This is a genomic window from Caballeronia sp. LZ034LL (assembly GCF_031451215.1).
GTDB lineage: Bacteria > Pseudomonadota > Gammaproteobacteria > Burkholderiales > Burkholderiaceae > Caballeronia.
Genome location: NZ_JARUXR010000001.1, coordinates 1,844,714 through 1,870,296 on the forward strand (window position 1 = coordinate 1,844,714; position 25,583 = coordinate 1,870,296).

At 64.0% G+C, this 25,583-nt stretch carries 26 protein-coding genes; 11 read left to right on the forward strand and 15 right to left on the reverse strand.

Going from position 1 to position 25,583, the window contains the following annotated elements; genetic code table 11:
* Window positions 1–664 precede the first annotated feature (664 nt).
* From QCE83_RS08435 to QCE83_RS08450, 4 genes are all read left to right on the forward strand, one after another.
* On the forward strand, window positions 665–1,879 hold the full coding sequence (locus QCE83_RS08435) for a DUF2863 family protein (RefSeq protein ID WP_309808661.1): 1,215 nt from the start codon (window positions 665–667) through the stop codon (window positions 1,877–1,879).
* Window positions 1,880–2,068: 189 nt separating this feature from the next.
* Complete coding sequence (locus QCE83_RS08440; protein ID WP_309808663.1) at window positions 2,069–2,878, forward strand: response regulator transcription factor; 810 nt, start codon at window positions 2,069–2,071, stop codon at window positions 2,876–2,878.
* Between the two features lie 68 nt (window positions 2,879–2,946).
* Entirely contained in the window at window positions 2,947–3,621 is a 675-nt protein-coding gene (locus QCE83_RS08445) for an energy-coupling factor ABC transporter permease (protein ID WP_309808665.1), read from the forward strand.
* Window positions 3,622–3,788: 167 nt separating this feature from the next.
* Window positions 3,789–4,355 carry a BspC domain-containing protein gene (locus QCE83_RS08450; RefSeq protein WP_309808667.1) on the forward strand — a complete coding sequence of 189 codons (567 nt, stop codon included), beginning with the start codon at window positions 3,789–3,791 and terminating at the stop codon, window positions 4,353–4,355.
* A gap of 93 nt (window positions 4,356–4,448) precedes the next feature.
* On the opposite strand, the gene QCE83_RS08455 is transcribed toward QCE83_RS08450, so the two are convergent.
* Window positions 4,449–5,609 (reverse strand): M14-type cytosolic carboxypeptidase, encoded by a 1,161-nt coding sequence (locus QCE83_RS08455; RefSeq protein WP_309808669.1) that lies wholly within the window; start codon window positions 5,607–5,609, stop codon window positions 4,449–4,451.
* Window positions 5,610–5,663: 54 nt separating this feature from the next.
* The gene (gene yaaA / locus QCE83_RS08460) at window positions 5,664–6,443 is read right to left on the reverse strand and encodes a peroxide stress protein YaaA (RefSeq protein ID WP_309808671.1); all 780 of its coding nucleotides are present in this window, start codon (window positions 6,441–6,443) and stop codon (window positions 5,664–5,666) included.
* 56 nt (window positions 6,444–6,499) lie between these two features.
* On the opposite strand from yaaA, the gene QCE83_RS08465 reads away from it, so the two are divergent.
* From QCE83_RS08465 to QCE83_RS08495, 7 genes are all read left to right on the forward strand, one after another.
* On the forward strand, window positions 6,500–7,027 hold the full coding sequence (locus QCE83_RS08465; protein WP_309808673.1) for a putative toxin-antitoxin system toxin component, PIN family: 528 nt from the start codon (window positions 6,500–6,502) through the stop codon (window positions 7,025–7,027).
* A 95-nt stretch (window positions 7,028–7,122) separates the two neighbouring features.
* On the forward strand, window positions 7,123–8,301 hold the full coding sequence (locus QCE83_RS08470; RefSeq protein ID WP_309808675.1) for a pyridoxal phosphate-dependent aminotransferase: 1,179 nt from the start codon (window positions 7,123–7,125) through the stop codon (window positions 8,299–8,301).
* A gap of 97 nt (window positions 8,302–8,398) precedes the next feature.
* Window positions 8,399–9,940 carry a 3-hydroxyacyl-CoA dehydrogenase gene (locus QCE83_RS08475; RefSeq protein ID WP_309808677.1) on the forward strand — a complete coding sequence of 514 codons (1,542 nt, stop codon included), beginning with the start codon at window positions 8,399–8,401 and terminating at the stop codon, window positions 9,938–9,940.
* Complete coding sequence (locus tag QCE83_RS08480) at window positions 9,937–10,725, forward strand: oxepin-CoA hydrolase, alternative type (RefSeq protein ID WP_309808678.1); 789 nt, start codon at window positions 9,937–9,939, stop codon at window positions 10,723–10,725. The genes QCE83_RS08475 and QCE83_RS08480 overlap by 4 nt, the downstream gene beginning before the upstream one ends.
* A gap of 3 nt (window positions 10,726–10,728) precedes the next feature.
* A complete protein-coding gene (locus QCE83_RS08485) occupies window positions 10,729–11,454 on the forward strand; it encodes a histidine phosphatase family protein (protein WP_309808681.1) in 726 nt (241 codons plus the stop codon).
* Window positions 11,455–11,480: 26 nt separating this feature from the next.
* Window positions 11,481–12,554, forward strand: coding sequence for a phosphotransferase (locus QCE83_RS08490; RefSeq protein ID WP_309808682.1), 1,074 nt, complete (start codon window positions 11,481–11,483; stop codon window positions 12,552–12,554).
* Window positions 12,555–12,574: 20 nt separating this feature from the next.
* Window positions 12,575–13,789, forward strand: a complete 1,215-nt coding sequence (locus tag QCE83_RS08495; RefSeq protein WP_309808684.1) for an acyl-CoA dehydrogenase family protein — start codon at window positions 12,575–12,577, stop codon at window positions 13,787–13,789.
* On the opposite strand, the gene QCE83_RS08500 is transcribed toward QCE83_RS08495, so the two are convergent.
* From QCE83_RS08500 to nuoI, 13 genes are all read right to left on the reverse strand, one after another.
* Window positions 13,790–14,251 (reverse strand): MaoC family dehydratase, encoded by a 462-nt coding sequence (locus tag QCE83_RS08500; RefSeq protein ID WP_309808686.1) that lies wholly within the window; start codon window positions 14,249–14,251, stop codon window positions 13,790–13,792.
* Window positions 14,248–14,706: a MaoC family dehydratase gene (locus tag QCE83_RS08505; RefSeq protein WP_309808688.1), complete on the reverse strand. Its 459-nt coding sequence runs from the start codon at window positions 14,704–14,706 to the stop codon at window positions 14,248–14,250. The genes QCE83_RS08500 and QCE83_RS08505 overlap by 4 nt, the downstream gene beginning before the upstream one ends.
* Before the next feature lie 20 nt (window positions 14,707–14,726).
* Window positions 14,727–15,857: an acyl-CoA dehydrogenase gene (locus tag QCE83_RS08510; RefSeq protein ID WP_309808689.1), complete on the reverse strand. Its 1,131-nt coding sequence runs from the start codon at window positions 15,855–15,857 to the stop codon at window positions 14,727–14,729.
* Between the two features lie 10 nt (window positions 15,858–15,867).
* Window positions 15,868–17,064: an acyl-CoA dehydrogenase family protein gene (locus QCE83_RS08515; RefSeq protein ID WP_309808691.1), complete on the reverse strand. Its 1,197-nt coding sequence runs from the start codon at window positions 17,062–17,064 to the stop codon at window positions 15,868–15,870.
* 120 nt (window positions 17,065–17,184) lie between these two features.
* Window positions 17,185–17,649 carry a DUF1178 family protein gene (locus QCE83_RS08520; protein WP_309808694.1) on the reverse strand — a complete coding sequence of 155 codons (465 nt, stop codon included), beginning with the start codon at window positions 17,647–17,649 and terminating at the stop codon, window positions 17,185–17,187.
* A gap of 195 nt (window positions 17,650–17,844) precedes the next feature.
* Window positions 17,845–18,444 carry an NUDIX hydrolase gene (locus tag QCE83_RS08525; RefSeq protein WP_309808697.1) on the reverse strand — a complete coding sequence of 200 codons (600 nt, stop codon included), beginning with the start codon at window positions 18,442–18,444 and terminating at the stop codon, window positions 17,845–17,847.
* A 50-nt stretch (window positions 18,445–18,494) separates the two neighbouring features.
* Complete coding sequence (locus tag QCE83_RS08530) at window positions 18,495–18,815, reverse strand: DUF2818 family protein (protein WP_309808699.1); 321 nt, start codon at window positions 18,813–18,815, stop codon at window positions 18,495–18,497.
* Window positions 18,815–20,287, reverse strand: a complete 1,473-nt coding sequence (nuoN, locus tag QCE83_RS08535; RefSeq protein ID WP_309808701.1) for an NADH-quinone oxidoreductase subunit NuoN — start codon at window positions 20,285–20,287, stop codon at window positions 18,815–18,817. The genes QCE83_RS08530 and nuoN overlap by 1 nt, the downstream gene beginning before the upstream one ends.
* A 25-nt stretch (window positions 20,288–20,312) precedes the next feature.
* Window positions 20,313–21,812 (reverse strand): NADH-quinone oxidoreductase subunit M, encoded by a 1,500-nt coding sequence (locus tag QCE83_RS08540; protein WP_309808703.1) that lies wholly within the window; start codon window positions 21,810–21,812, stop codon window positions 20,313–20,315.
* Between the two features lie 13 nt (window positions 21,813–21,825).
* Window positions 21,826–23,907 carry an NADH-quinone oxidoreductase subunit L gene (gene nuoL / locus QCE83_RS08545; RefSeq protein ID WP_309808705.1) on the reverse strand — a complete coding sequence of 694 codons (2,082 nt, stop codon included), beginning with the start codon at window positions 23,905–23,907 and terminating at the stop codon, window positions 21,826–21,828.
* A gap of 17 nt (window positions 23,908–23,924) precedes the next feature.
* Complete coding sequence (gene nuoK / locus QCE83_RS08550) at window positions 23,925–24,230, reverse strand: NADH-quinone oxidoreductase subunit NuoK (RefSeq protein WP_007588140.1); 306 nt, start codon at window positions 24,228–24,230, stop codon at window positions 23,925–23,927.
* A gap of 21 nt (window positions 24,231–24,251) precedes the next feature.
* Entirely contained in the window at window positions 24,252–24,941 is a 690-nt protein-coding gene (locus QCE83_RS08555; protein ID WP_309808707.1) for an NADH-quinone oxidoreductase subunit J, read from the reverse strand.
* Window positions 24,942–25,075: 134 nt separating this feature from the next.
* Window positions 25,076–25,564, reverse strand: coding sequence for an NADH-quinone oxidoreductase subunit NuoI (gene nuoI, locus QCE83_RS08560; protein ID WP_016345650.1), 489 nt, complete (start codon window positions 25,562–25,564; stop codon window positions 25,076–25,078).
* Between the last annotated feature and the right edge of the window lie 19 nt (window positions 25,565–25,583).

The window sequence follows — 25,583 nt, forward strand, 5'->3', positions numbered from 1 at the left end:
CCGTGCTGCCGTTCGACTTGCATGTGTAAGGCATGCCGCCAGCGTTCAATCTGAGCCAGGATCAAACTCTTCAGTTCAATGCCTGTTACTGTTTTCGGTCTCTTTCGAAACCGGTCGCTCACTCAACGTACTGACGATGATTAATCCGTCCTAAGACAGACAAACCTTCCTCTGATACTTCGTGTGAGACTCTTGATACTTTTGCTATTACCCGTTCCGAAGAACCGGCCGCACCCGCATCAAGCGCCCACACTTATCGGCTGTTAGTTTTTAAAGAGCACATCGCAGAACAGAACCACTGCACTTCTGTCTTGCGTCGCTGCATCAGCAGCAGAGAAACGAGATTATGAACAACGTTTTGAAGTCTGTCAACAAGAAATTCGAACTTTCTTTCTCGCTAACTGCGCTCGGTGCATTCAACTACCTGCCCCACAACGCGACGTCCAACCCGTCTTTCCCGCTCCCTTCGCGTTCATCGAATCGCGAAGGAACGGAATTCTAGTGACCCTGATCGAGAAGCGCAAGGGCAGCATTGAAAAAAATCGTGCATCTCCGGCCAGGCACTTCGCCCCTGCTCCGGCGTTGGCCAAACGGCCAGCGGTAAAAGCCACGGCTGAGCGACTACAATCAAAGGTTCACCGCACTAACTCATTCCAGTACCGATATGCGCTCGCGAATCGCCAAACGTATTCCCCCAGACGCCGACAAGCTCGTCAGCCTCTCCCTCGCGCTCTTCGCGTCCGGCAGCCGCGTCGAGGATCGCTTCTGGGAAGCCCGCCTCGACACGCTCATCGCCAAGCTCGTGCGCAACGGCAATCAGACCACGCTCGATGCTGCGCTCGATCACCTTCAGCAGAACCATCCCGACGCATACGGCGCGCTCGCCGACATGGCGGAGACGCACAGCGAGTCGTTCTCCATCGACATCGACGGCACGCCTCACGAAGCGCTCCTGATCGCCGCCCCGGTGCTCGCCTGGACGCGCTATGCCATCCCGTCGGGCGCGCTCAAGAGCGATGCCGTCGACGCCCTGCGCACGCAAATGCAGGCGCATATCCTCGCCACAGACGTGCGCGTCGCCGTGGCGCCCTATCTGTACAGCATCGACCAGTTGCCGCGCCATCACGTCGACACGGCCCGGCTCGCGCAGCAGCTGCTGCAAGGCGCGACGGGCGGCGCGACGATCCGGCTGAATCTCGCCGATCTTCCCGAAACCTCACCGATCCTGGCCGATCCGCGCTTCCTGCTCGCGTTGCTCGTGGTGCCGTCGGGCGCCGCGTTCTTTCGCTGGCAGGAAGACGAGAACGGTAGTCGCGTCGAACGGGGGCAATGCCTCGAACAGTGGACGACGCAAGGCGGTCCGAGCTTCGCCGCCATCCTTCCAGGTTGCGAATTCGAGTGCTTGCTGCCGGATGCCTACTATTCAGCCTGTCGCGATGCCGACGAGCAAGTTCGCCCGCATACCGTACGGACCGCAGTCCGCTATCTGTTCGACACGCTCGGGACGGCGCCGCAAGATCTGCGCGCGGTCATTGCCGGGTTCGGCGAGCGACGCATCGACGAGTACCGCATCGGCTTCACCCGTCGCGGCAGCAATGACGTGATCTACGGCGTGGTCTGGCCGCTGTATGGCCGCGAGAACGGCGAGCTCGGCATGGAAGACGACACCGCCGAACTCGAAGGCGCGAACGGCCCGGTCGAGGAGATCGTCGAGTTGCTGAAGAAGGCAGGCGTGACGGACGTGCGTCGTCATGCCGGGCGCTTCGAGCCCGAGTTCTGCGACGACTGCGGCGTGCCGCTCTACGCAGATCCGCTCGGCGAGATCGTTCACGCCGAGATGCCCGAGGACGCCGAACCCGCGCAGCCACACTTCCACTGACGCGCGAAGCCACTGCCGGAACTCAACCAACCCCGCCCTGTGCGGGGTTTTCTGTATTTACGCCTATGCCATTCGGCTAGGGCGCGGAACGGCCCGGAATTTGTCAATATTGCCGAAACGCCTGCCATATGGGCGATAACAATCCCGGCGCGGAGGCGCGTGCGGGGCACTTTTGACACGAGGTCAAGCATGAATATCAATATCATCGGTTCCGACGCAGAACGCCGCGCGGGCCTCAAAACCTTGCTGCGCCGTATCGCTCGTCAAGCGCAGTTCAATGAGGCGAAGGACTGGAGACAAGCTCGTTCGTTACTGCTGCGCACCAGCCCTGACATGATCATGATCGACTGGACATCGGATCTGCGCGCCTATGACTTGCAGTCCATCCTGGACGAAGTCCCGCGCGTGCCCGCCGCCGTGATGATCGACCGTTGCAGCGCGGGGCTCGTGTACTCGCTGATGAACGCCGGCGCCATGGGCATCGTGCCGCGGGCGCTCGACCCCGCGCTGATCCTGCGCGCGCTCGAGATGGTGCTGGTGGGCGGCCACTACATCCCGGCCGATATCGTCGATCCCGATCTCACGCGCGAGATCGCGGCGCGGCGCGCGCAAGTAGTCGAGAAGCAACTGCTCAAGGTCCGGCACCATCCCACCTTGTCGCCGCGGCAGCAGCAGATCATGCGCTGCGTCCATATGGGAAGCACCAACAAGATGATTGCCAAGACGCTGGGCATCAGCGAGGGCACCGTGAAGATCCACCTTGCAAGCATCTTCCAGCAACTGGGCGCAAGCAATCGCGCTGCGGCCGTCGCCATCTACAACGGCGTGCTGAATCCGCATCTCGCCATTCTGCGTGGCCTCGACGAGCAGCCCATGCCCGTCGTGACCGGTGAGCCCGGCATCATTCCGTTGCGGCGCTCGCGCAAACGTTATCCTTCGCTGACCGACCTCGACCCGGGCTCGCTGCCCATGGCCGCGGAGCCGCGATCGCCGTTCTAGGAAAAAAGCGTGCAAACGGGTCCGTCCTTTGCGCACACGTTTCACGCGCAACGAGTAATATGCAAGACATGGGGTTCTTCTACACACCGCTACCGCTGTGGCTGACGGTTGGCAGCTGGGTCGCCGCCGCTGGCCTGCTCGCGCTTGCCGTCCTGCAACGTCCGTTCACGCGTCTGCAGGACGCCACGCTACAGCACGTCTGGCTCGGCACCATCGTCGCCGTCACGGTGCTATGGGCCTGCAACGCATGGTTCGATGACGGCCCCGTGATCCATCTGCTCGGCGCAACCCTCATGGTCACGTTGTTCGACTGGCGGCTCGCGCTGATCGGCACAGCGGCAACCACCGGACTCGCCGCCGTCGTGCTTGACGCGTCATGGCTCAACGTCGCGACCACGTATCTGCTGTTCGGCGCGTTGCCAGTGGGCGTATCCACGCTGCTTCATCGGCTGAGCAATGCATGGCTGCCGCGCAATCTCTTCACATTCATTGCAGGTCACGGCTTCATCACGTCGGGCGCAGCGGTCGCCGCCGCATGCGGCGCCACCGTGCTGCTCGAGATGGCGCTGGCTACCGGCCCCTTTGTCGTACCGGCCGCGTTCATGCGCGGCTCCTTCCTGCTCGGTGCGGGCGAGGCCCTCTTCACCGGCCTGCTCACCATCCTCATCACGGTCTACAAGCCCGCCTGGATCACGACGTATGACGTGCGCCGTTATCGGCTGGATCGTGGTCCACGCGTCTGAAGCGCGTTTGAAGCTTGTCACCGGCATCCTGGCAGTCACTTGCGTACGGTCTGGTTCGCTCCATTTCAGACCGCCCGCGATGGGAACGCGCGCAAAGTACGATAAGATTGAACTCCTTCCCCACACGGCGCATCTTACTTGGCCGTGTCTTCTTAGCGCCTGACCTGATGGATAGTAACTACGCACCGCGCCGGCTGCTGCGGCTCGTCGGCCGGTTGACGGTATGCGTGTCGTTGGCATGCGGGGTGTCCGCCTTTGCCGATACGCTCGACGAACGCAACGAGTTGATTCACCACTTCGTCATCGACTTCAACGCCAATCCGCTCGTGGCGGATTGCGCCGCGCACGGCAACTTCATCGCCAGCACGTCCACTGCGTTCGACCACGTCGAGTTCCCCCCCGAGTCGTTCGATTCATCGCACTCCGGCATCGAGCCGTGGAACGATTCGTTCGACGAGAAGAAGCAGCGCATCAAGGTGGACAACGTCGTGACGGTCGAAGGTCAGGGCATGCCGAAGAGCGACGAGCGCAACCCTACGCCATTGAAGTTCCGCTGCGGGTACGTCGGCAGCCAGTTGCTGGCGTTTGGCTGGAACGATCCCGTGCCGCCGCTGCGTCCGCAATCGCATGCCACGCGCAGCACCAAATCCAAGCACGGCGCCAAGACCAAGTCATCGGGCAAGAAGAGCACGTCGAAGACGAAGTCAACCAAGAAGAGCAGCAAGAAGCACTAGGCTGCACGCCAGCAGGCAAGCCAGATCAAACGAACAGGGCGTGGTCACGCGATGTGACCACGCCCTGTTGCGTATGAACCCAAGAAATACACCTTATTCCGCAAACGCCTGCACATGCCACAGGATGGCCTGCAACATCGAGGCACCCAGCGCCGCGCTGCGTGCACCACTCCAGCCCACGCTCTCGTCCGGCAGATTGGCGTTGTCCTTGAACGGCATCTCGAGCGTCAGTGAAAGACACCCGTACTCGTTGCCGATGTACTTCGACGCCAGCTTGAGCGCATCCGTCTGATACTTGCTCGCCTCATAGCCATGGACGTCCTGGAAATCCGGGCTCGCCTGCTTGAAGAACTGCACGAAGGCCTTCTGCTCCGCTGCCTGCCGTTCGGTGAAGCCCGGCAGCATCTCGGACCCGGCGACGAACACATACGGAATGGCCTCGTCGCCATGGATGTCGAAGAACATGTCGCAGCCCATCTCGGCAATTGCCTCGCGCACGGCCAGCACTTCGGGACTGCGTTCGGCGCTCGGCTCCATCCACTCGCGATTCAGATTCGCGCCCGCCGCGTTGGTGCGCAGGTTGCCGAGCATGCTGCCGTCGGGATTCATGTTAGGCACGATATGGAAGATGGCCCGCTCGAACAGCGCGCGCGCCACGGGATCGCCCGACCAGTCGCCGAAGCCGGCCAGCCGCTTGACGAGCCCTTCGACGAACCATTCGGCCATGGTCTCGCCCGGATGCTGGCGCGCGATGATCCAGATGTTCTTCTTCGGCGGCGCATCGCCGAAATCGGGGATGCCGAGCGAGAGTATCGACATCGGCCGGCCCTGCACCGAGCTGCCGATCTCCGTCAGCGTCGCGAGCGGCATCTGCTGGACCGCGCCGAGGAATTCGGAATGACGCTCCTCGCTGTACGGCTCGAAATACGCGTAGTAGATGCGGTCGAAGTCCGGCGTGTGATCGATCGTCATCACCTTTCCGTCGTACTCCGTCGACACGCGGAACCAGTTCACGCGGTCATAGCTCGCGACCGCTTCATAGTCGCGCCAGCCTTCCGGAAACGCGCACTGCGCCGCGTTCTCGAAGGTCATCACGAGACGCTCGCCGCGCGCGCCCGACACCCGGAAGTAGAACCACTGCGCGAAGTCCGCCTGCGTATCCGGACGGATGCGCAGACGAATGTCGGCGGGGTCGTCGGCGTTCAGGACGTCGATTGCGCCCGCGTCGAAGTTGCTCGAAATGGAGATGCTCATAATGGTGTCCTTTGGCTGTCGTGTTCGCGTCATTGCGGGCGTCTGGCGTCGGGCTCAGTCCGCGATGCGCCGGCGAAACACATAAGTCGAATCGTTCGATGCCTTCGCGTCGAACGCGTAGCCTTCGCTGTCGAAATCCTTGAGTGCTTCGGGCTCGTCGATACGGTTCTCCACCGCATAACGCGCCATCAGGCCGCGCGCGCGCTTCGCGTGAAAGCTGATGATCTTGTAGCGGCCGCCCTTCCAGTCCTCGAACACGGGCGAAATCACGGGCGCCACGAGCTGCTTCGGCTTGACCGACTTGAAATACTCGCCCGACGCGCAATTCACCAGCACGCGCGCGCCGCGCTGCTTGTGCAGCTGCTCGTTGAGCGCTGCCGTGATGCGTTCGCCCCAGAACGCGTAGAGATCCTTGCCGCGTGCATTGGGAAACTTCGTGCCCATTTCGAGCCGGTACGGCTGCAGCAGGTCGAGCGGCCGCAAGAGCCCGTAAAGACCCGACAGCACGCGCACGTGATTCTGTGCGAAGTCGAGGTCGCTCGACGACAGGCTTTTGGCGGCGAACCCTTCGTACACGTCGCCATTGAAGGCGAGCACGGCCTGCTTCGAGTTCTGCGTGTCGAAGGTGGTCGACCATTCCGCGAAACGCTGGAAATTCAGGGCGGCGAGCGGATCCGAGATGCCCATCATGCCGCCGATTTCCTGCGGCGACAGCTTGCGCAGGCCGTGAATCAGTTCGGCGGCGTCATCGACGAATTGCGGCAGCGTGTGTTTGCGGACGTGAGGCGGCGTCTCGTAGTCGAGCGATTTGGCAGGCGAGAGAACGATTATCATGGAGGCTCGCCGGCACGCCGCCGGCGATCATAGGCATAAACCCCAGATTGTATCGAATGGACCATTCCGCCGCGCCGCTGCCGCAGCCGCAGCCGTCGCAGTCAACGCCGCCGTCACCGTCATTGCAGCCGTCGCCGCTGCGCGTCGTGCTCGATTCGAACGTATGGATCGACATCCTCGTTTTCGACGACCCCGCTACGCGCCCGATCCACGCGGCTCTCGAAGCCCGCACGCTCGAAGCGCTGATCGACCGCCGCTGTCTCAGGGAACTCACGCACGTGCTGGATTATCCGCAGTTCGTGCGCATGGACGTGGACGCAAGGGCGGCGCTCGCGACGGTCGCGCGCCTGACGACGCTCGTCGAAACGAACCTGGCCGAAGACGCGCCCCCGCTGCCCAAGTGCAAGGATCGCGACGACCAGAAGTTCCTCGAGCTCGCGCATGCGTCCGGTGCGCACTGGCTCGTCTCGAAGGATCGGGCGGTGCTGAAGCTCGCGCGCCGCGTTGCACGCGATTTCGGTTTCCGCATCGCGGAGCCGAAGCCGTTCGTCCACGAACTCGAAGCAGCCGCGGCCATTGGCTGACACAGACTGACGCTGCACTAAAATAGCGTGCACACGCGCTTCAAAGTGCTTTCCGCATCTGCATTCCATATCGCGACCTATCCGCCGACATGACCATGAACGCCACGCACGAACTGCCGCCCGCTTCACCCGATGCCTTCCCGTCGCGCCTGCCCAACGTGGGCACGACCATCTTCACCGTGATGAGCGCGCTTGCGACGCAGAAAGGCGCGGTGAACCTCGGTCAGGGTTTCCCCGATTTCGATTGCGACGCACGCATCGTCGATGCCGTGGCCGACGCAATGCGCCAGGGTCACAATCAATATCCGCCGATGGCAGGCGCCGCGCCGCTGCGCCAGGCGATCGCCCGCAAGATCGAAGCGCTCTACGGCCGCGCCTATGACGCCGACCGTGAGATCACGGTGACCGCCGGCGCGACCCAGGCGCTGCTCACAGCGGTGCTGTGCTGCGTGCATCCGGGCGATGAAGTGGTCGTGATCGAGCCGATGTACGACAGCTACGTGCCGTCCATCGAGCTCGCGGGCGGCAAGCCGGTGTTCGTGTCGCTGGAGGCGCCGGACTACGCGCTGCCGTTCGACAAGATCGCCGCCGCGATCACGCCGAAGACGCGCCTGCTCATGATCAACACGCCGCACAATCCGACCGGCCGCGTCTGGCGCGCCGAGGACATGCGCAAGCTGGAAGACATCGTGCGCGGCACCGGCGTGCTGATCGTGTCCGACGAGGTCTACGAGCACATGGTCTACGACGGCGCGCCGCACGAAAGCGTCTCGCGCTATCCGGAACTGGCGAAGCGCAGCTTCGTCGTGTCGAGCTTTGGCAAGACCTTTCACGTGACGGGCTGGAAGATCGGCTACGTGGCGGCGCCCGCCGCACTGACCGCCGAGTTCCGCAAGGTGCATCAGTTCAACGTGTTCACGGTCAACACGCCGATGCAGATCGGTCTCGCGCATTATCTCGACGACCCGAAGCCGTACCTCGAACTGCCCGCGTTCTACCAGAAGAAGCGCGACTTCTTCCGCGCCGGTCTGGCGAACTCGCGCTTCTCGCTGCTGCCTTGCGACGGCACTTATTTCCAGTGCGTCGATTATTCGAAGATCAGCGACCTGCCCGAAGCCGAGTTCGCGCAATGGCTCACGAGCGAGATCGGCGTGGCCGCGATTCCGGTGTCGGCGTTCTATCACGAGAGCCATGAGTCGGGCGTCGTGCGCTTCTGCTTCGCCAAGAAGGAAGAGACGCTCGCCCTCGCACTCGAACGGCTCGCCAGGCTCTAAAAAGGGTGCGCGGTCCGCCGCGCGCCGCTGAACGGCTCGCCCGGCGCCGCGCCGCGCGGGCCTGTGTGGTCCACTTCCGAAGGAGCCGAACCGCATCATGAGTCAACCCGAATACCGCATCGAGACGCTCGGCATCGTCGGCAGCGGCGCGATGGGACGCGGCATCGCGCAGATCGCCGCGCTCGGCGGCCTGAACGTGCTGCTGCACGATACGAATCCGCAGGCGCTCGCCGCCGCACGCGCCTATCTGTCCGATACCTTCGCGCGCCTCAGCGCCAAGGGCAAGCTGAAGGAAGCCGATGCGCACGCAGCGCTCGCCCGCATCCGCGAAGCCCACGACACGAGTGAACTGGCCGGCTGCGACGCCGTCATCGAGGCGATCGTCGAGAATCTCGATATCAAGCGCGGGCTGTTCCGCGACCTCGAAGCCGTCGTCGGCGAGCGCTGCATCCTGGCGTCCAACACGTCTTCGCTGTCCATTACCGCAATCGCCGCGGGCTGCGCGCATCCGCAGCGCGTCGCGGGCTTCCACTTCTTCAATCCGGTGCCGCTGATGCGCGTCGTCGAAGTGATCGACGGCCTGCGCGGCGATGTCCAGGCCGGCGATGCGTTGATGGCGCTGGCACGTCGCATGGGTCACACGCCGGTGCGCGCGAAGGACATGCCGGGCTTCATCGTCAATCACGCCGGACGCGGCATGAACACCGAAGGCCTGCGCGTGGCGAGCGAAGGCGTCGCGAGCTTCGCGACCATCGACCGCATCATGCGCGAGCAGGCGGGCTTCCGGCTCGGGCCGTTCGAACTGCTCGACCTCACCGCGCTCGACGTATCGCATCCGGTGATGGAGTCGATCTATCACCAGTTCTACGAGGAGCCGCGCTTCCGGCCGTCGCCGATCACGGCCACGCGGCTCGCCGGCGGCCTGGTCGGACGCAAGACGGGCGAAGGCTTCTACCGTTATGTCGATGGCAAGCCCGACGTGCCGCCCGAAGCCGCCGCGCCCACGCGCCTGCCCACCCGCGTGTGGATCAGCCGCGCGTGGCCCGCCGGACGCGAGCAGGTGCTGAAGCTGATCGCGCGCTGCGACTGCTCGGTGCATCTCGACACCGGCCACACGCCCGCGCCGGACTCGCTGATCGTCGTCACGCCGCTCGGCGTCGATGCCACCACCACCGCCATCAACGAACATCTCGACGCCACGCGCGTCGTCGCCGTCGATACGCTGTTCCCGCTCGACACCGTCGCGCGCCGCACCGTCATGACGACGCCCGCCACCACGCCCGCGATGCGCGACGCCGCCCACGCGCTGTTCGCCGTCGACGGCGTGCCGGTCAGCGTGATCCGCGATTCGACCGGCTTCGTCGCGCAACGCGTGGTCGCGACCATCGTGAACATCGGTTGCGATATCGCGCAACAGGGCATCGCGACGCCCGAGGACATCGATCTCGCCGTGACGCTGGGGCTCGGCTATCCGCATGGCCCGCTCGCACTTGGCGACACGCTCGGCGCGCACACCGTGCTCACGATCCTGCGCAACATTCACAGCGTGCTGGGCGATCCGCGTTACCGCCCTTCTCCGTGGCTCACGCGGCGCGCCCAGCTTGGACTTCCGCTTACCCATATCGAGGAGCTCGGATGAGCGCCGAACTACTGACATCCCGGCCGGCCGGCAGCGACACCACGCTGGTGCTGAAGCTCTCCAATCCGGGCGCGCGCAATGCGCTGCATCCGGACATGTACGCCGCGGGCATCGAAGCGCTGAATGCAGCCGAGCGCGATGCAAGCGTGCGCGCCATCGTGCTGACCGGCGCGGACAACTTCTTCTGCGCGGGCGGCAATCTGAACCGCCTGCTCGAGAACCGCGCGCAGGATCCGTCGGTGCAGGCCGAAAGCATCGACTTGCTGGCCGAATGGATCAGCGCGCTGCGCGCGTCGACCAAGCCGGTGATCGCGGCCGTCGAAGGCGCGGCAGCCGGCGCGGGCTTTTCGCTGGCGCTGGCGTGCGACTTGATCGTCGCCGCCGACGACGCGCGCTTCGTCATGTCCTATGCACGCGTCGGCCTGACGCCGGACGGCGGCGCATCGTGGTTCCTGGCGCGCGCGTTGCCGCGCACGCTCGCGAGCGAGGTGCTGCTCGAAGCGAAGCCGATCGGCGCCGTGCGGCTGCATGAAGTGGGCGTGGTCAACCGGCTGACGAAGAAAGGCATTGCGCTCGATGCCGCCATCGCCTGGGCCGACGATCTCGGCAGCGTGTCGCCGAAAGCGCTGGCACGCATCAAGGCGCTGATCGGCGCTGCGGAAACGCAGGGGCTGCCCGCGCATCTCGACATGGAGCGCGACAGCTTCGTCGATGCGCTCCATCACGGCGACGCGCACGAAGGCATCACCGCGTTCCTCGACAAGCGCCAGCCGAACTACCGCTGAACCATGGCCCACTACGAGCTGCCGCGACGGCGCCGCATCTTCCTGATGCGGCACGGCGACGTCACCTACTTCGACGACAGCGGCCGCGCGATCGATCCGGAAAGCGTGCCGCTCAACGAACGCGGACGCGAGGAAGCGCGCGCGGCGGGCCGTGTCTTTGCCGCGCAGCAGGTGCGTTTCGACCGGGTGATCGTGAGCGGGCTGCCGCGGACGGTCGAGACCGCGCAACGCGTGCTCGCGGAAACGGGCCAGCAGATCGATATCGAAACCTGGCCCGACTGGCAGGAGATTCGCGGCGGCAAACTGAAGGACCTGACCACCGCCGATATCGAGCGTGCGTTTCTCTCGGTATTCGATGGCGTCGTGGCTGAAGACACGCAGTTTCTCGGCGGCGAGACCATCGGTCAGTTGCTGGATCGCGCGGTGCCCGCCGTCGCGCGGCTGCGCGCGGACACGACGTGGGACACGGTGCTGCTTGTGCTGCACGGCGGCGTCAATCGCGCGCTGTTGTCGCACGCGATCACGGCGGGCGGGCGCGCGTTCTTCGGGCACCTGTCGCAGGCGACCGGCTGCATCAATGCGCTCGACGTCGGCGAGAAAGCCGGCGACTGGGTCGTGCACGCGATCAATCACGCGCCTTCAGCGCCGCTGCACGCCGACGTGCGCAACACGACGATGGAACTGCTTTACGCTCAATTCATCCGCTACAAGGCCGGCGACATGAACTGACGGCGCCGCGCAACACGGAGGAGACGATGCAGGATTACTCCGCGTTCGAGGGAACGCGTCCCGTGCAGGAACAGCAGCGCTTCGACACCGGCGCGCTTGCCGCGTGGCTCGCAGCGCACGTCGATGACTTCGACGGCCCGCTCACGGTCGAGCAGTTCGCGGGCGGACAGTCCAATCCCACTTTCAAGCTCGTCACGCCCGCGCGCAGCTACGTGATGCGCACGAAGCCCGGGCCGGCGGCGAAGCTGCTGCCGTCGGCGCATGCGATCGAGCGCGAATACCGCGTGATGGACGCCCTCGCCGCGACCGACGTGCCCGTCGCGCGCATGCTCGCGTTGTGCGAGGACGAGAGCGTGATGGGCCGCGCGTTCTATGTGATGGCCTATGTCGAAGGCCGCGTGTTGTGGGACCCGTCGCTGCCGGGTCTGTCGCGCGAGGCGCGCGCCGCGATCTACGACGAGATGAATCGCGTGATCGCCGCACTGCATACGGTGGATGTCGACGCCGCCGGACTGTCGGGTCATGGCAAGCCGGGCAACTACTTCGAACGGCAGATCGGCCGCTGGAGCAAGCAGTATCTCGCTTCGCAGACCGGCGAGATCGACGCGATGAACCGTTTGATCGACTGGCTGCCGCAGCACGTGCCGCACACCGGAAAGCCGCACGTGAGCGTGGTGCACGGCGACTTCCGGCTCGACAACCTGATCTTTCACCCGGCCGAACCGCGCGTGCTCGCGGTGCTCGACTGGGAACTCTCGACGCTCGGCGATCCGCTCGCCGATCTCGCCTATCACTGCATGGCGTGGCACGTGGACCCGTCGAAGTTTCGCGGCATCGCGGGACTCGACTGGGCCGCGCTCGGCATTCCCGACGAAGACGCCTACGTGCAGCGCTACTGCGAACGCACGGGTTTCGCGATCGAAGGCGACTGGAACTTCTATCTCGCGTACAACATGTTCCGCATTGCCGCGATCCTGCAGGGCATCATGAAGCGCGTCGTCGACGGCACTGCCGCGAGCGCGCAGGCCATCGACGCAGGTCAGCGCGCCCGGCCGATGGCGGAACTCGCCTGGCAGTACGCGCAGAAAGTCGGCCGCTGACCCAAAGGGAGACACCATCGATGAACTTCGACTACACGCCCAAAGTGCAAGCGTTGCGCGAGAAGTTGCTGGCCTTCTTCGACGCGCACATCTATCCGAACGAACGCGCCTATGCCGACGAAATCGCGGCGAATCGCGCGGCGGGCAATGCATGGGTGCCGACGCGCCTCATCGAATCCCTCAAGGAACGCGCGCGCGCCGAGGGTCTGTGGAATCTGTTCCTGCCGTCGTCCGGACGCGGCGCCGGTCTCACGAATCTCGAATACGCGCCGCTGTGCGAGATCATGGGCCGCGTGCCGTGGGCGCCGGAAGTGTTCAATTGCAGCGCGCCCGATACCGGCAACATGGAAACCATCGAGCGCTACGGTTCCGACGCGCAGAAGGCCCAATGGCTGGAGCCGCTGCTGCGCGGCGAGATCCGCTCGGCGTTCCTGATGACCGAGCCGGAAGTGGCTTCGTCGGATGCGACGAACATCCGGTGCAGCATCGTGCGCGACGGCGACAGCTATGTGATCGACGGTCACAAGTGGTGGTCGTCGGGCGCGGGCGATCCGCGCTGCAAGATCTACATCGTGATGGGCAAGACCGATCCCGATGCGCCGAAACACGCGCAGCAGTCGATGATCCTCGTGCCCGCGGATTCACAAGGCGTCACCGTGCATCGGCCGCTGCACGTGTTCGGCTACGACGACGCGCCCCACGGCCACATGGACATCACGCTGCAAAGCGTGCGCGTGCCCGCCGCCAATCTGCTGCTGGGCGAAGGCCGCGGCTTCGAGATCGCGCAGGGACGGCTCGGACCCGGCCGCATTCATCACTGCATGCGGCTGATCGGTCTGGCGGAACGCGCGCTCGAACTGATGACGAAGCGCACGCTCGAACGCGTGGCCTTCGGCAAGCCGATCGCGCAGCATGGCGTGACGCAGGAGCGCATCGCCGAGGCGCGCATCATGATCGAACAGGCTCGACTGCTGACGCTCAAGGCCGCCTTCATGATGGACACGGTCGGCAACAAGGGCGCACGCGGCGAGATCGCGATGATCAAGGTGGTCGCGCCGAACGTGGCGTGCCAGGTCATCGACTGGGCCATCCAGGCGCATGGCGCGGGCGGCGTCAGCGACGACTTTCCGCTCGCCTACGCGTATGCGTCGGCGCGCACCTTGCGGCTCGCGGATGGCCCCGACGAAGTGCATCGCAACGCCATCGCCAAGCTGGAGTTCGGCAAGTTCGCGTAGTCAGAACGCGTGGCGCGTGATGAATTCCGCGACGCATGCGGGTTTATCGGCGCCTTCGCATTCCACCGTCACGCGCCACGTCACCTGCACGCTGCCCGGTTCGACTTCGCTCGCCTGCTCTACCTCGAAGATCGCACGCAGCCGGGAACCCACGCGCACCGGCGACATGAAACGCACGCGGTTCAGCCCGTAGTTGACGCTGACGCGCGCAGCGAGCGGCACGCACTGCGCGAGCCACATCGGCACCAGCGACAGTGTCAGGAAGCCATGCGCGATCGTGCCGCCGAACGGCGACTCACGCGCGGCGCGCTCCACGTCGACGTGGATCCACTGATGATCGTCGGTGGCGTCGGCGAAGCGGTTCACGCGCGCCTGATCGATCGTCGTCCATTCGCTCACGTAGCGCGCGTTGCCCGCTGCGGCGAACGCGTCCGCCGCGCTCTTCAACGAGGCGACGCTCATGCTTCGGCCGCCGGCTGGCGCAGGCCGAAGAGCGCGGCGGAATCGACGGTCAGCACGAGCTCGCCGTGCTGGTTGTGCGCCTCCCAGCGCGTCTGCACGATGCCGCGATCCGGCTTGCTCTTCGACACGCGCTTGTCGAGCACGCGCACCGTCAGCCGCACTGTGTCGCCGACGCGCACCGGCTTGAGCCAGCGAATGTTGTCGAGCCCGGGCGAACCCATCGAGGTCGAATCGCCGACCATGTCGCGCACCAGGATGCCCATCATCGCGGCGCAGGTGTTCCAGCCGCTCGCGACCAGGCCGCCGAAGTGCGAGGCCTCGCCCGCTTCTTCCGACAGATGGAACGGCTGCGGATCGTAGCGCTCCGCAAAGCCGACAATCTCCTCGCGCGTGAATGTATGCGCGCCCAGGACCACCGCGCTGCCAGTCTCGAAATCTTCATAAGCGTATGTCATGCGTGTCTCCTCGCTGCACGTCAGTCTTCGGTCATGGAGAACGCGCGCAATGAAGCGAAGCGCGCGAGATGATGATCGACATCGCCGAGCGTCGTCTCGATGATCGAGAGCCGCTTGAACCAGTGCGCCGCCGGCAGTTCGTGGGTCACGCCCATGCCGCCGTGCAGCTGCACCGCCTGCTGGCCGACGAAACGCGCGGCCTGCCCGATGCGCGCCTTCGCGGCGCTGATGGTCCGGGCGCGGCGGTCGGCATCGTCGTCTTGCAGATGCGCCGCCGCGAGATAGGTGATGGAGCGCGCCTGTTCGATATGGATCAGCATGTCCACCATGCGATGCTGCAACGCCTGGAAGCGCCCGATCGGCATGCCGAACTGCTGGCGCTCACGGCTGTAGGCGACGGTGGCGAGATGCAGCGCATCGAGCGCGCCGAGCGCTTCGGCGCAGAGCAGGAAGCACGCGTGATCGGCGATCCGCTGAAGCGTCGCCGCGCCGGTGTCGCGCTTGCCGAGACGCGTGGCGGGCGACCGGTCGAAGACGAGGGTCGCGGCGCGCTGTCCGTCGATGGTCCGGTATTCGGTCACACTCACGTTCGCCGCGTCCTTCCCGACGATGAACAGCGCCACTTCGCCATCCAGCCGCGCCGGCACGATCCAGTGATCGGCCTGCGCGCCGTGCTGCACCATCGATTTCGTGCCGGCGAGCGTGAAGGCGTCGCCATCTGCCGTGGATTCCGTGCGCAGCTCGAAGAGGTCATAGCGCGCATGCGGCTCGCTGAACGCGACCGCCAGCTTGATCTCGCCGCGACCGGCGCGTTCGAGCAATGCTGCCGCTGTCGCATCGTCTTCGCGTGCGGCGAGTCGCAAGGCCTCGATGCCCACCGCCGTGGCCCAGTAAGGCTCGACCACCTGCGCACGTCCCAGCTCCTGCATGACCACGAGCATGTCAACGGGATTGCCATCGAAACCGCCCTGCGCTTCGGGCACCGGCAACGCGAGCACGCCCAGCTCGGCGAACGCACGCCAGTGTTTGTCATCGACGCCCGCCGCCGATGCCACGATCTTCTGACGCGCATCGAACGGATATTCGCGCTCGAGATAGCGGGCCAGTGCATCGCGGAATTGCTGCTGTTCGTCGCTGAAAGTGAAGTCCATGCGCCGCTCCTCAGAGTCCCAGGATCATCTGCGCGATGATGTTCTTTTGAATCTCGTTCGAGCCGCCGTAGATCGACGTCTTGCGGAAGTTGAAGTAGTACGCGGCGAGCGGCGCGGCATCGTCGTCGCCGGTTTGACTGTGGGCGCGTTCGCCTTCGAGAAACGCGGGATCGAAGGCCGCTGCCTGCGGGCCGATGGCCTCGACCATCAGTTCCGTCAACGCCTGCTGCACTTCCGTGCCCTTGATTTTCAGCATCGACGCCTCAGGCCCCGGCCCCTGCCCGCCCGCCTCGCTCGCCACCACGCGCTGCACCGTCATTTCGAGCGCCATCAGCTCGATTTCGAGCGCGGCCACCTTGGCTGCGAACAACGGATCATGCAGCAGCGGCTTGCTGCCTTGCGTGCGATCGAGCGCCAGCCGCTTCAGGAACTGCAGTTCGCGTTTCGACTGCCCGACCCGCGCGATGCCCGTGCGCTCGTGGCCGAGCAGATACTTCGCATAGGTCCAGCCGCGATTTTCTTCGCCGACGCGGTTCGTCACCGGCACCTGCACGTCCTCGAAGAAGACTTCGTTGACTTCGTGATCCTCGTCGAGCGTGATGATCGGACGCACGGTCACGCCCGGCGTCTTCATGTCGATCAGCAGGAACGAAATGCCTTCCTGTTTCTTCGCGTCGGGGTCGGTACGCACGAGGCAGAACATCATGTCGGCGTGCTGGGCGAGCGTGGTCCAGGTCTTCTGGCCGTTGACGAGGTAGTGATCGCCATACCGCTCGGCGCGTGTGCGCAGCGAGGCCAGGTCCGAGCCCGCGCCGGGTTCCGAATAACCCTGGCACCACCAGTCGGTGCCGTCGAGAATGCGCGGCAGATAGTAAGACCGCTGCTCGACGCTGCCGAACTTCATCAGGACCGGCGCGACCATCGACACGCCGAACGGCAGCACCGAAGGCGCGCCCGCGCGGGCGCACTCTTCGTCCCAGATATGGCGCTGGGTCACGCTCCAGCCGGGACCGCCGTATTCCGTGGGCCACGCGACAGCCGACCAGCCGCGCGCACCGAGCAGCTTGTGCCAGCTGAGGTAGTCATCGCGCGTCAGGCGCTTGTGATGGAGGACTTTGTCGCGCAGCGTGCGCGGGAGGTTGGCGTCGAGCCAAGTGCGGATGTCGACGCGAAAGGCGTCGTCGGAAGGCGAGTAGCTGAGGTCCATGCGCGCTTGTCTCCGGTCCTGTGCAGACCCGGCCGGAGTGGGCGCTTGCGCGCATCTCCGGTCCGCTGCAAAGTTCATGACCCGCATCCGGGCCATGATGGAGAACACCGCGCGCGATGCTTACTGCAGCGGCTCCTTCAGTGCGTCCGGAACAGGCAACGGCAATACGTCGATTCCTTCTTCGAGCAACGCGTGCGCATCTTCAGGCGTCGTGACGCCGCGAATGTTGCGCGCCGGCGCCTCGTTGTAATGAATGCGCCGCGCTTCCTCGGCAAACCGCTCGCCCACGTTCTCGGTCTTCGATATCAGCTCGCGCATGAACTGCAACGCGCGGGCCTGTACGTCGGCTGCAGCGGGCGCGTTCGCCGCGTCCTGCGGCGCGTTCCTCGGCGCTTTCTGCACTGCCTCGCCCCGCGCCGACGACAGATTCAGACGCGGTGCAGACGGCATACGGCTGACATCAGTCGCCGAACACACCGGGCAGGCGACCAGCTTGCGCGCCAGTTGCGACTCGAACTCCTCCGTGGAGGCGAACCAGCCTTCGAACCGGTGATCGTGCGCGCACTTTAAATCGAGGACCTTCATGCTATTCGGGCTTCATGGAGTGTAGCTCAGGTTCACGGACTTTATGAACGAGCGTACTAAAACGCAGTGGAATTGAAAACTCATGACCGGATCGGGCCGGTCGTTCATTCTATCCGCTCGGCCAGCGCGCTGCCTTGCATGGCCGGAAACGACACAGGCGGCCTGCGGGCCGCCTGTGTCTGTTGAATGCGTGGCTTAGTCCTGCGCCGGTTCTCGCGGCTGCCATTCACCCGAGCGGATCTTCTCGAGCCAGAACACGCCGATGATCGTCTTCACGTCACTGATGCTGCCCTCCTTCACCCAGTTCATCAGTTGCGCTTCATCGGCGATGAAGGTTTCGAGGAACTCGCCTTCATCGAGCCGGGCATCGCCCTCGACGAGACCGCGCGCCAGATAGATATCGATGAACTCGGTCGAGTACGAGATCACCGGATGGATGCGCGTCAGGAAGGTCCACTCGCGCGCCGTATAACCGGTCTCTTCCTGCAATTCGCGCTTGGCGCAGTTCAGTTCGCTTTCGTTCGGATCGAGCTTGCCTGCCGGAAACTCCAGCAGCACGCGCCCCACCGGATAGCGAAACTGCCGTTCCAGCAGCACGCGGCCATCGTCGAAGACCGGCAGGATCATCACCGCGCCGGGATGCTCGACGAACTCGCGCGTCGCATGCTTGCCGTCGGGCAATTCGACGGTATCGCGCTTGAGCGTGAGGAACTTGCCTTCGTGGAGCGTGACGCTGTCGACCTTCTTCTCGACAAGGCCTTCATCGCCGGCGGGAAAGGAACGTTGATCTGCCATCTGGAAACCTGTGCGTTGGAAGCGAACAGGCCGCTAACGGCATGAAGCCGTCAGCGGCGTTTGACGAGGTACTGGTACGTGAAGCCCGGAAAAGCAAACACCACGAACAGACTGAAGGTGATGGCATAGAACTGCCATTCCTGATCGAAACGGTTGCCGGCGCGCGCTTCGAGCATGAAGCCGAGCGCGCCGACGACGAAGTAGAGAATCACAAGCTCGCCGATCCGGATCCACGCGCTCTTCTTCGCTGCCTTGTGCGCCGCCGCTGCGGAAAGCGGCAGCGGCACCACGGCGAAGAGGCGCTGATTCAGGAACGGCAGGTTGGCGCACACGAACGCCAACAACACGATGAACCAGCCTGCAGCCGACATTACAGCGACAGCGTATGCGAGATGGCCGTCAGGCAAGCCGACATCAGCGGACCCGGCACCAGGCCGAGCACCAGCACGGCGAGGCCGTTCAACGTCAGCAGCGAACGGTTCAGGCCGCCCGAGACGATGGGCGCGTGGTCTTGCGGTGCATCGAAGTACATCAGCTTCACGACGCGCAGGTAGTAGAACGCACCCACCAGCGACGTCAGCACGGCCAGCACGGCGAGCCAGGTCAGGCCGGCGTTCATCGTGGCTTCGAGCACGGCGAGCTTCGCATAGAAGCCGACCGTCGGCGGAATGCCTGCCAGCGAGAACATCATGATCATCATGACGAACGCGAAGACCGGGCTGCGCTGGTTGAGACCCTTGAAGTCGTCGAGCATCTCGGCTTCGAAATCGCGACGCGCCAGCAGCATGACCACGCCGAACGAACCGAGCGTCGTGATCAGATAGATGATGCTGTAGAACATCGCCGAGCTGTACGCGCCGGCCGCGCCCGTGAGCTTGCCGTCGACGACACCCGACAGCAGGCCGAGCAGCACGAAGCCCATGTTCGAGATGGCCGAGTACGCCAGCATCCGCTTGATGTTCTTCTGCACGATACCGGTGATGTTGCCCACGATCAGCGACAGCGCCGCGAGGATCACCAGCATTTCCTGCCAGTCCACGGCGAGCGGCAGCAGCGCCATCACGAGGAAGCGCAGGCCCCACGCAAAGGCCGCGACCTTCGGGCCGCCGCCGGTGAGCATGGTCATGGCCGTCGGCGCGCCCTGGTAGACGTCAGGCACCCACATGTGAAACGGCACCGCGCCCATCTTGAAGGCCACGCCCGCCACGATGAAGATCACGCCGAACAGCAGGACCGCGTCGTTGATATGTCCGGAGGCCACTGCCTTCAGCACTTCGTTCAGTTCGAGCGAACCGGTTGCGCCGTACAGCATCGAGATGCCGTAGAGCAGGAAGCCGGAAGCGAGCGCGCCGAGCACGTAGTACTTCATGGCCGACTCGTTCGACTGCGGCGCATCCTTGCGCAGCGCGATGACCGCATACAGCGACAGCGACATCAGTTCGAGGCCGAGATACAGCGTCAGGAAGTTGTTGCCCGAGATCATCACGCACTGGCCGAGCAGCGAGAACAGGCCGAGCAGGAAGAAGTCGCCGCGGAACAGGTCACGGTCTTCGAGGTACTTCTTCGAATAGATGATCGATACGGCGTAGCCCAGGCACACCACTGCCTTCATCGCGCTCGCGAACGGATCGACGATGTACATGCGCGTGAAGAAGTAATGCGGCGTCGGGTCGAGCGCCGTGAAGGCGAACCACACGCCGATCACGATCGTCGAGACGAGCGCGATCAGATACGTGGTGCCGCGGCTCTTCGGTCCGAAGATCGTATCGTTCAGCCAGGCCACGACGACCGCGGCCATCAGGAGCGCGTCGGGCCAGAGAATGCTCATAGGGGCGTTTTGCATGATCTTTTAGTTCCTCCGCACGCCGTTACTGGGCCAGCGGCAGCTTGGACTGCGCGACGTGGGAGAGCAGGTTTGCCACCGACGCGTGCATCACGTCGGTAAAGGGCTTCGGATGCAGGCCCATGTACAGCGTGAACACCGCCAGCACGGTCAGCATCAGGAATTCGCGCTTGTTGATGTCCTTGAGCTTGGCGACGTGGTCGTTCGCGACCGCGCCGAAGTACACGCGCTTGTACATCCACAGCGTGTACGCCGCGCCCAGGATCAGCGTGAAGGTGGCCAGGAAGGCGATCCAGAAGTTGTACTTCACCGCCGCCAGAATCACCATGAACTCGCCGACGAAACCCGAGGTGCCCGGCAGGCCGCAGTTGGCCATCGCGAACAGCATCACGAACGCGGCGAACTTCGGCATCGTGTTGACCACGCCGCCGTAATCCGCGATCTGGCGCGAATGCACGCGGTCATACAGCACGCCGATGGACAGGAACATCGCGCCCGACACGAAGCCGTGCGAGATCATCTGGATGATCGCGCCTTCCACGCCGAGCTGGCTCGACGGACCGAACATGAAGAACCCGAGCGTGACGAAGCCCATGTGCGCGATCGACGAATACGCGACCAGCTTCTTCATGTCGGCCTGCACCATCGCAACCAGGCCGATGTAGATCACCGCGATCAGCGACAGCGTGATCACCACCGGCGCGAGGAAGTGGCTGGCGTCCGGCGCGATCGGCAGCGAGAAGCGCAGGAAACCGTAGGCGCCCAGCTTCAGCATGATCGCCGCCAGCACGACCGAGCCGCCCGTCGGCGCTTCCACGTGGGCGTCCGGCAGCCAGGTGTGGACCGGGAACATCGGCACCTTCACGGCAAAGGCCAGGAAGAACGCGATGAACAGCAGCACCTGTGGCGTCATGTCGAGCTTCACCGCGTGCCACGTGGCGAGGTCGAACGTGCCGGTCTTCGTGTAGAGGTACAGCAGCGCGACCAGCATCAGCAGCGAACCGGCCAGCGTGTACAGGAAGAACTTGAACGCCGCGTAGACGCGGTTCGGGCCGCCCCACACGCCGATGATGATGTACATCGGAATCAGCGTGGCCTCGAAGAACACGTAGAACAGCAGGCCGTCCGCCGTGGAGAACACGCCGATCATGATGCCCGAGAGAATCAGGAACGCGGCCATGTACTGCGACACGCGCTCGGTGATCACTTCCCAGCCGGCGATCACGACGATCACCGTGATGAGCGCCGTCAAGACGACGAACCACATCGAGATGCCGTCGACACCGAGGTGATACGTGATGTTGAAGCGTTCGATCCAGTTCGCCTGTTCGACGAACTGAAGCGCGGCGGTGGAATTGTCGAAGCCGGTGATGAGCGGGATCGTGACGATCAGCCCGAGCACCGCGCCGATCAGCGCCACCCAGCGCGCGGGCGCCGGGTTCTGGTCGTTGCCTACCGCGAGCACCAGCAGACCGAAGATGATCGGCAGCCAGATCGCGACACTGAGAATCGGAAAAGAGTGCATGGAGTCCCTCGCCTTATTTGCCGCCGAGCGTCACAAACAGGGTCAAGAGCCCCAACATGCCGATAATCATGGCGAACGCGTAGTGGTAGATGTAGCCGGATTGGAGGAAGCGGATCACGCCGGCGAACCAGCCCATGAACCGCGCGCTGCCGTTGACGATGCCGTCGATGACGACCACATCGCCCTCTTTCCACAGGCCGCGGCCCAATGCCACCGCGCCCTTCGCGAACACGACCTCGTTGATCTTGTCGCAGTAGTACTTGTTCTCGAGCAACACGTAGATCGGACGGAACGTGCGCGCAACGACGGCCGGCAGGTCCGGGCGCTTCATGTAGAAGAACCACGCGACGATCACGCCCAGCGCCGCGAGCCACACCGGGCCCGGCGTCACGATGCCGTGAATCGCCATCGCGACCCAGCCGTGGAACTCTTCGGCCATTTCCTTCAGGCCTTCATGGTTCTCGCCGATGAAGATGACCTTGTCGAACACCACGCCGTGCGAGAAGAAGTCGCCGTAAATCATCGGGCCGATCATGATCGCGCCGATGATGATCGACGGAATCGCCAGCAGGATGAGCGGCAGCGTCACGACCCACGGGCTTTCGTGCGGAATGTGCGGACCGTGGCCATGGCCGTGGTCGTCGTGGCCGTGAGCGTCATGACCATGCGCGTCATGTGCATGCTGCGCTTCGGCCTGGCCCATCGGCGAGTCGGGATGCTTCGGACCGCGGAAGCGCTCCGGACCATGGAACACCATGAAATACATGCGGAACGAGTACAGCGACGTGACGAACACGCTGGCCACCACCGCGAAGTACGCGAAGCCCGAGCCCGCCAGATGCGAGTACTTCACGGCTTCGATGATCGAATCCTTTGAGTAGAAGCCCGAGAAGAACGGCGTGCCGATCAGCGCCAGCGACCCGATCAGCGACGTGATCCAGGTGACCGGCATGTACTTGGCCAGGCCGCCCATGTTGCGCATGTCCTGGTCGTGGTGCATGCCGATGATGACCGAACCCGCGCCGAGGAACAGCAACGCCTTGAAGAACGCGTGCGTGCCGAGGTGGAACACCGCGACCGGATAAGCCGAGACGCCCAGCGCGACCGTCATGTAGCCCAGCTGCGACAAGGTGGAATACGCGACCACGCGCTTGATGTCGTTCTGCACGACGCCGAGGAAGCCCATGAACAGCGCGGTGATCGCGCCGATGACCGTGACGAACGACAGCGCGGCGTCCGAATGCTCGAACAGCGGCGACATGCGCGTCACCATGAAGATGCCGGCCGTCACCATGGTTGCCGCGTGAATCAGCGCGGAGATCGGCGTCGGGCCTTCCATCGAATCCGGCAGCCACACGTGCAGCGGGAACTGCGCGGACTTGCCCATCGCGCCGATGAACAGGCAGATGCAGGCGACCGTCAGCAGGCCCCAGTGCGTGCCCGGGAAAGCCAGGGTGGCGAGCTTGTCGCTCTGCGCGAAGACCTCGCCGTAGTTGAGCGAACCCGAGAACGCGAGCAGCAGGCCGATGCCCAGCAGGAAGCCGAAGTCGCCCACGCGGTTCACGATGAACGCCTTCATGTTGGCGTAGATGGCGCTCTCACGCGTGAAGTAGAAGCCGATCAGCAGGTACGACACCAGGCCCACCGCTTCCCAGCCGAAGAACAGCTGCAGGAAGTTGTTGCTCATCACGAGCATCAGCATCGAGAACGTGAACAGCGAGATGTACGAGAAGAAGCGCTCGTAGCCCACTTCCTCGTCCGCCATGTAGCCGATCGTATAGATGTGCACCATCAACGAGACGAAGGTCACGATGACCATCATCATGGCCGTCAGCGAATCGACCAGAAAGCCGACTTCCATCTTCAGCGGGCCGACGTTCATCCATTCGTAGATGGTGGCGTTGAAGCTCGCGCCGTGCATCACGTCGTTGAAGACGAGCACCGACAGAACGAGGGAAATGAAGACGCCGAGAATGGTCACGCTGTGCGCGCCCTTGCGCCCCACCGCTTTCCCGAACAGCCCTGCGATCAGCGAGCCGGCAAGCGGCGCCAGCGGAACCGCGAGCAGGAGGTTTTCATTGAGTGTCGTGGACATAACAGCCTTGCCTGAAATTAACCTTTGAGCTGATCGAGGTCCTCGACGTTGATCGTGTCGAGGCTACGGAACAGGGTCACGAGAATCGCCAGGCCGATTGCAGCTTCGGCGGCGGCGACGGTCAGCACGAAGAACACGAAGATCTGGCCGTGCACGTCGCCGAGATAGTGCGAAAACGCAACGAAATTGGTGTTCACCGCGAGCAGCATCAGTTCGATCGCCATCAGGATGATGATGACGTTGCGGCGGTTCAGGAAGATGCCGACGATGCTGATCGCAAACAGGATCGCACCGAGCACGAGGTAATGGGCAAGACTCAACATTTTCTGGTTATCTCCTTCCGCTCAGCCCTTGTTGTCGACCGTGCCCGCGCCGATGTTGCCGGTCACCGCGGGTTCCGTGGCGGCATCGGGCGCCTCCGTTTCGGACTTCATCTTCACGATACGCACGCGATCCTGCGCGCGCACCTTGACCTGCTGGCTGACGGTTTGCGTCTTCTTGTCCTTTTTGTCGCGGATCGTCAGCGAGATGGCCGCGATGATCGCGACCAGCAGCACGAGGCCCGCCACTTCGAAGGCGAAGATGTAGTCGGTGTAGATGACCTTGCCGATCAGCTGCGTGTTCGACATCACCGCGGCGCCCGACACGCCCGCGCCGGCCGATGCGTCGCGCAGCGGCGTGGTGGTCGCGCCGAAGCCGTGCCACAGGATCAGCGCGGTTTCCACCACGATGATCGCGCCGACGATGCTCGCGAGCGGCACGAAGCGCTTGAAGTCGCGGCGCAGGACATCGATGTTGATGTCGAGCATCATGACCACGAACAGGAACAGCACCATCACCGCGCCCACGTACACGAGCACCAGCAGGATCGCGAGGAATTCCGCCTGCAGCAGCATCCAGATCGCGGCCGCGTTGAAGAACGCGAGCACGAGGAACAGCGCGGACGACACCGGGTTGCGCGAGGTGATCACCTTCAGCGCGGAGACGACCAGCAGCAGCGCGAAGATATAGAACAGTACGGTTGTGAATTCCATGATTACCGGTTCATCGTTAGGCCATCATCAGGCATGGTGTGTCGGCGCCGGGACGGTCCGCCCCGCGCGCACGCCGCATGTGCCGAGCAGCAACTGCGAGCAAAGCGAGCAACTGCGCGTTTGCAACAAATTGATCAGCGATACGGCGCGTCCGCCGCCTTCGACGCGGCAATCTCGTTCTCGTAACGGTCGCCGACCGCAAGCAGCATGTCCTTCGTGAAGTACAGGTCGCCGCGCTTCTCGCCGTGATACTCGAGGATGTGCGTCTCGACGATCGAATCGACCGGGCAGCTCTCTTCGCAGAAACCGCAGAAGATGCACTTGGTCAGGTCGATGTCGTAGCGCGTCGTGCGGCGTGTGTTGTCCGCGCGCGTTTCCGATTCGATCGTGATCGCCATGGCCGGGCAGACCGCTTCGCACAGCTTGCAGGCGATGCAGCGCTCTTCGCCGTTCTCATAACGGCGCAGCGCGTGCAGGCCGCGGAAACGCGGCGAGATCGGGGTCTTTTCTTCCGGGAACTGCACCGTGATCTTGCGCTGGAACGTGTAACGACCCGTCAGCGCCAGACCTTTCAGCAGCTCGGTCAGGAAGAAGGTTTTGAAGAAGTTCTGAATTGCGTTCATGATGATTTCGTCCGCTCTT